The following is a 2,639-nucleotide window of genomic DNA, read 5'->3' as shown; positions in this document are numbered from 1 at the left end:
CCCGTCCTTGCGGCCGTAGATCTCCTTCATCATCGCCGCGGGGTCGCAGTCCTTGGCGATGCAATGGCCGTGGCCGCGATGGGTGCTGGCGATCGAATCCCGGTCGGTCAGGTGCAGGCAGACGCCGACGGCGCTGGCCTCTTCACCGGCATAGAGATGGACGAAACCCGGAATGTCGCCGGTGGCGAATTCGAGATGGACCCGGTCCTCGAATTCGCGGATCAGGCGCATCTGTCGATAGGCGCGCAAAAGGTCGTCGCGACTCAACTGCATGGCCGTTCCTCCCGTTGCGGATCTTATGTCCGGCCGGAAGCCTAGCCTGCGGTTGTTCGCGTTGGGAACCCGCCGCGTCGCGCTCTACGACTTTGGTCGCAGAAATGCCCTCCGGGTCATTGCCCGTTCGGCCGGATCGTCAGCTCGACCCGGCGGTTGGCCTGGCGGCCGGAGGCCGAGGCATTGCTGGCCTTCGGCATGCTCTCGCCGCCGCCGCCGATGTTGATCCGGGGCGGGTAGACGCCGCGCGAGGACAGGTAGTCGGCCACCGACCGCGCCCGGGCTTCCGACAGCCGCTGGTTGTAGTCGGCCGAGCCGGTGTTGTCGGTGTAGCCGACCACGTTGATGTAGGTCTTGGGGTACTGATTCAGCGACGCCGCGACATTGTCGAGCGTGCCGTAGAAGCCCGGCCGGATGGTGGCGGAATCGGTGGCGAAGGTGACGTCGCCGGGGATTTCCAGCACCAGGTTGTCGCCGCGCCGGTTCACGCCGACGCCGCTGCCGGCGAGGTTGCGCTGCAGATCGGCCTGCTGCTTGTCCATGTAGTTGCCGACGGCGCCGCCCGCGAGCGCGCCGACGACCCCGCCGATCAGCGCGCCCTCACCCCGGTTGCCGCCGCTGACGATGGCGCCCAACCCGGCGCCGGCCAGGCCGCCGACGGCCGCGCCGCCGAAGGTGTTCGGGTAGCTGGAGTTCTGGCAGGACGCGACGGCCGCCGCCAAGGCGACCACGGTCAGGCTTCGATGCACACGCATGGCGATCTCCCCAGGACGTATCGGCCTCAACGGCACGGATAAGAGAATCGGTGCGCCGCCGCCGTCTTCAAGGGGCCGTTCGCCGTGTCGCAGCGGATCGCCCTGTCCGGTTTATTTGCCGTCGGCAAACAGGCCGATTTACTGGCCGTCGCCAAACAGCTTGTCGCAATATCCGCCCTGCAGGCCGTATCGGACAATCGTGTTGGTCTGATCGGTCGTGAAGTATAGCAGGCAGGACTCGCCGTCCTGCTCGTAATAGCCGGTCGGGGCGGATTGATCCTGGTACAGTGGGGTCGCCGCCATCCCGCCGCCGGCCGGGATCACGCCGACCAGCGTCTGGCCTGCCGATGCGGTTCCGGTCTGGACGAACCGCTGGTGCTGGGTGCTGCCGTAGCGGCTCCAATTGTGGACATACAGCGGCTCGGCCTCGGTGCCGATATTCTGATGGGTGGCCGAGCCGCCCTCAGGATCCTCCGGACCGAATTCGGCAGTGGCCGCATCGATCTTCTGCCCGACCAGCGCACTCGCCCTGGCATCGAGCTCGCTGCCGCCACCTCCAGGGGTGATGCATCCGCTCAACGCCAGCAGGCTGCCGATGATCGGCACATAAGCGAGTTTGATTTTCATGCGAATGACAGCGCCTCGGTAGGAATACGATCTCTCGTCTAGGAAGAGATGATGGCAGAACAGCGGCTGCCGTGTTCAGTTCCGCAGCACGATGCAGGCGCCGCCGACCCGGCGGAGCTGGTTGCAGAACTGGTTGCCCTCGGCCCGGCTCTGCGCCGGGGCGCTAACCCGGTAGAAGCGGCGGGTGCCGCGGCCCGCCATGCGGGTGCCGACGATCATCGGCTGGATGTCGGCGAACAGCTTGGGATAACGGTTGCGGACCCGGCTGAACGAGGCCAGGGCGCGGCCCTTGGAGAAATTGCCGGCCACCTGCACATGCCAGGGCGCGGTCGGCGAGATCAGCTCCAGATCGTCGCTGTCGGTCTTCAATGAGGCCAGCAGCTCCAGGCAGGGCTTGGGGCTGCCGTCGAAGCTGGGAACGCTGCCGTCGGGTTTCGGGATCCACTCATCGGCCGAGCGCTTGGTGACGAACTGGACATAATCCTCGGTCTCGAGCGGAAGGAAGCCATGGCCGCCGACCCAGCTTTCGACCCGGTCCGGCCCGGCGTTGTAGCCGGCGGCGGCGAGGCCGATGTTGCCGAAGCGGTCGCGCAGCTCGGCCAGGAAGGCGGCCGAGGCCGGCAGCGCCGTCTCCGGGTCGAACGGGTCGGACAGGGCGCGCATCTTGGCGGTGCCCGGCATGAACTGCGCCACGCCCTGCGCCCCCATCGGGCTGACCGCGCGGGTGCGGAACCGGCTTTCCTTCCAGATCAACCGGGTGAAGAATTCCAGCGGCAGGTTCTCGGCCGTGGCGGATTGCTCGATCAGCCGGCACACCGCCTGCTCGACCGTCTCGTCCTGGCCTTTCGCCATGGCGGGGCCGGTGAGCAGCATGGCCCCGGCGATCGCCATCCAGCCCCATGCCCAGCCCCATAAACGCATGCGCACGCACATCCCCGATGATACAGCCCGGCCGTCAGACCATGGCCAGCCCGCAATGATATT

The 2,639-nt window shown here is 67.1% G+C and carries 4 protein-coding genes; all 4 read right to left on the bottom strand.

The window, feature by feature from the left end; all coding sequences use genetic code 11:
- Positions 1-273: thiamine pyrophosphate-dependent enzyme (locus AC3XYG_RS06440; protein ID WP_489138984.1), on the bottom strand; the 273-nt coding region annotated here is incomplete at its 3' end.
- A gap of 116 nt (positions 274-389) precedes the next feature.
- Positions 390-1,028, bottom strand: coding sequence for a YiaD family glycine zipper/OmpA-like lipoprotein (locus AC3XYG_RS06435; RefSeq protein ID WP_489138983.1), 639 nt, complete (start codon positions 1,026-1,028; stop codon positions 390-392).
- A 138-nt stretch (positions 1,029-1,166) separates the two neighbouring features.
- A complete protein-coding gene (locus AC3XYG_RS06430; RefSeq protein WP_489138982.1) occupies positions 1,167-1,655 on the bottom strand; it encodes a hypothetical protein in 489 nt (162 codons plus the stop codon).
- A gap of 75 nt (positions 1,656-1,730) precedes the next feature.
- Positions 1,731-2,576, bottom strand: a complete 846-nt coding sequence (locus tag AC3XYG_RS06425; RefSeq protein WP_489138985.1) for a lytic transglycosylase domain-containing protein — start codon at positions 2,574-2,576, stop codon at positions 1,731-1,733.
- Positions 2,577-2,639: the final 63 nt, after the last annotated feature.

This window comes from Inquilinus sp. (assembly GCF_057815775.1).
This window is presented reverse-complemented; position numbering and strand designations above follow the sequence as displayed.

Coding starts and splice junctions, on each gene's coding strand:
- AC3XYG_RS06435 (WP_489138983.1), bottom strand. CDS start 1,028: ATGCGTGTGCATCGAAGCCTGACCGTGGTCGCCTTGGCGGCGGCCGTC.
- AC3XYG_RS06430 (WP_489138982.1), bottom strand. CDS start 1,655: ATGAAAATCAAACTCGCTTATGTGCCGATCATCGGCAGCCTGCTGGCG.
- AC3XYG_RS06425 (WP_489138985.1), bottom strand. CDS start 2,576: ATGCGTTTATGGGGCTGGGCATGGGGCTGGATGGCGATCGCCGGGGCC.